This is a genomic window from Christiangramia aquimixticola (assembly GCF_048285835.1).
GTDB lineage: Bacteria > Bacteroidota > Bacteroidia > Flavobacteriales > Flavobacteriaceae > Christiangramia > Christiangramia aquimixticola.
Genome location: NZ_JBLVTL010000011.1, coordinates 1 through 3,175 on the forward strand (window position 1 = coordinate 1; position 3,175 = coordinate 3,175).

Here is a 3,175-nt window from a genome sequence, read left to right on the forward strand (position 1 = left end):
GACCGTTACCCACAATTCTTACATTGTGAATTACTAAGAAAATGAAACAAGAGAAATTAATCTTAGAAACCAGCTTTTCGCTTCATCAGAAAATTATTTTAATCGGATTTTCACTCATCCCATTAATGTTCATTATTGAATTAATAGACAAGAGATTGAACTGGAAAGGATATATATTTTTTATAATAGCTTTACTCCTCTTTTGTTATTTAATATCATTAGCATTTTCCAAAAAAGGATTGATTAAAAAAAATCAAAAATTATATAAAGCTAAATTCTTCAAAGGGATCATATTATTTAAACAAAAGATCAATCTAAAAGATAGACCAGTTGTTTCAATTTTAAAATTTAAAAAGAGTCAAAAATTTGCATTTTTCTCTGCTGCTAAACCTGATTTAGGTGAATCTTTTAATTCATTTGAAATATTTATTTTAAATAGAACTCATTATAAAAGAGATTCAATAATGTATTTTAAAAAAGAAGAAAGCTCACAGGAAGCAGTAAAATTTCTGACAAATGATTTTCCACTAAAACATGAAATTTTTAGTCCAAATCATGCTCGTTGAGAACTGTGGGTAACATCGGTTATCGCAAATAACGGGTTTTATCGAAAAAGTGTAATTTTAGAAACCAGGAAAGAAAAGAGTTAATCCGACAAATCCGCGTCCCTACTCCCGCAACTTGCGTTAACCGTAACCGTTGTAGCCAATTTTTAAAGATGACATTAGCGAAAAAAATTATTATAGGAATTTCCACATTTATAATTTTGATCATTGTATTTGTATTTTGGTTGTTTTTTGAAATTTTGAATGATAATGAAGATGACAAAATATATTATGGTATCGAAATTCCTGAAAATATGAAATTCGATAAACCAATTGAATATTTATCATTCAAACAAATTGACTCATTGCATAATCTAAAGGTTGAGCAAGAAAAAATATTAGTAATAGGAAGTGGATATTCTGGCTATGATTTTTATATGTGGCACAAACCAGATGATAAAGGAAAATTATTTATAAAAGCATTTGAATTAACTCAAAATATTCAATTATCCGAATGGAAATTGAGCACTCGGACAGAAAATGAAATAACTAAATTAGAAAATAATTATAAAATTTACACTGGAAGTACCGTAATTGACGAAGGAACTTTTGAGAATTTTTATCCTGTTCGGTTTGAATTGTGGTTTAAATCTAATCAGTCTGGTAAAGAAAAAAAAATGACTGAAAAAAATTACGTAATTGATGGATGGGATAGGTAAAAAACTGGCTACAACATCGGTTAAGCGCAAATAGCGCGTATTCCAATGAAAAGATATATTTTAGACATCAAGTAAAAATCAACTAAGCTGACAAGTTCGCGTCCCTATTCCCGCCACTTGCCTTAACCAAGACCGTTGTGAGCAATATGAGAAAATTATTACTACTCCTAATTTTAATATTAATTCTATCTTTTAATGATTCCGATTATAAGATAATTGACTTTGACTCATTTACAATGACTGTTCCTGTAAAATGGAATAGGTATAAAATAAAAGGAACCGACAGTTTTGTTGGTGGCTTAATAACTGATAAAAATGATACGTTGATATTTGATTTAGGTTGGTACTCAGAAGATCTGACTAAAAACCCGGAACTTTTAATATTTGAAAAATCTGAATTTGACAAATTTTCCATAGAAGAAAAAGAAATAATCGAAAGAACAAAACATTTGGTTGTTACTGACCGTTTTTTAGCAGATTACGATGCGAAAGAATACCTAAAACATGAATATTATACAGATAGTATTGATTGCTTCGCAGCTAAATTTATAAAACCCAAATATGCTGGGTTCGGTGCTAGTGGAATTTATATAGATAGTTTAAATAGTAACCGAGAAAATTGGAAAAAAACAAGCTTGAGTTTTTATGGCTACAATTTATCCAATGAAACTCAAATTGATTTTTTTAAAGCATTGAAAACATTGACTTTCAAAGAATATTGTAAAACTAATTAGGTATATAAAAAAATATATCGAAACTCATACAGCTCACAACAACGGTTATCGCAAATAGGCGGCAGCGTTAGAAAGAAAATATTTAACTTGATCAACTATTAAAACACTAAGCCGACAAATCCGCGTCCCTTACTCCGCCAACTTGCGTTAACCGGGACCGTTGTGAGCAATATTTTATGAAAATCAAACTAGGAAACTGGAAAATTGATACTAGGACATTAATTAGAGTTGAAAAAAGGAAATACTTTCCCAAATTAATTGTTCATGAAAAGTATGAGAACCACGTAAAATGGTTTCTACGTATTATTGGGATAATAGGTATAGCAACCTCATTTCTGATTTTGCCATATGAAATAGGAATATTGCTCACCATATTAATTACGCTATTAGAACAATTTCTAGAAAAAACATTATTTGAGTACACCATAATGATTCTACAACCATTCCCCGATTTTAAAATTGATTATAGTGAATGGTTGACAAATGGTTATGTTATGTACAGAGAAAATGAGGACGAAAACCTAGAAAAATTAAATTATTTCGGACCCGTATATAAAACAAGAGAATATGCCGAAAAATTCTTTAATTATATAAGATCCTGGAATCAGGATTCAGATTCTGACTTAGAAAACAATATTTGCATCTCATTCATAATCGAACCTGATACAAAATATTCAACATATCTATATGCAAATCCCCATAGAAAATGGATTCAACCTATGTTTGAAGATTATGAGCAAAAAATGAAATTAGAGAAATATGGAAAGGATCAGCAATCAATGTTAATGCAAATGATTTTTTGGAATAAGTTAAGAATGAAAGAGGGAATGTTATTTACAGAATTTATTGAAATTCAAAAAAATAGAGATCAATTTTATTTTGCCCCTTTTTATATTGATGGTGACAATCTAGTCCTTTTAAAAGAACTAAGAGTGCTCAAAAACACCTTCAAATTTAAAGGTCGCTCAGAATTAACAGAAAATGATTCAGAATTCCATTTGCGTTAAAAATACTGCTCACAACAACGGCTCATCGCAAATAACGGGTCTAGTCGAAAAAGTGTAATTTTAGAAACCAGGAAAGAAAAGAAATAAACCGACAACTCCGCGTCCCAACTCCCGCAACTTGCGATAGCCGAGACCGTTGGCAACAAGCAATAGAAAAATGAGCGACAAAG

General features: G+C 30.1%; 4 protein-coding genes. All 4 read left to right on the plus strand.

The genetic code is table 11. The annotated features are described in order from the left end of the window. The first annotated feature begins 41 nt into the window (after positions 1–41). The 4 genes from ACNKXV_RS13225 to ACNKXV_RS13240 all read left to right on the plus strand — a co-directional run bounded on the left by ACNKXV_RS13225 (position 42) and on the right by ACNKXV_RS13240 (position 3,005). Positions 42–566 carry a hypothetical protein gene (locus tag ACNKXV_RS13225; RefSeq protein WP_417908215.1) on the plus strand — a complete coding sequence of 175 codons (525 nt, stop codon included), beginning with the start codon at positions 42–44 and terminating at the stop codon, positions 564–566. Positions 567–718: 152 nt separating this feature from the next. After that, positions 719–1,264, plus strand: a complete 546-nt coding sequence (locus tag ACNKXV_RS13230; protein WP_417908216.1) for a hypothetical protein — start codon at positions 719–721, stop codon at positions 1,262–1,264. Positions 1,265–1,410: 146 nt separating this feature from the next. Beyond that, entirely contained in the window at positions 1,411–1,998 is a 588-nt protein-coding gene (locus ACNKXV_RS13235) for a hypothetical protein (RefSeq protein ID WP_417908217.1), read from the plus strand. Positions 1,999–2,174: 176 nt separating this feature from the next. Further along, on the plus strand, positions 2,175–3,005 hold the full coding sequence (locus ACNKXV_RS13240) for a hypothetical protein (RefSeq protein ID WP_417908218.1): 831 nt from the start codon (positions 2,175–2,177) through the stop codon (positions 3,003–3,005). Positions 3,006–3,175: the final 170 nt, after the last annotated feature.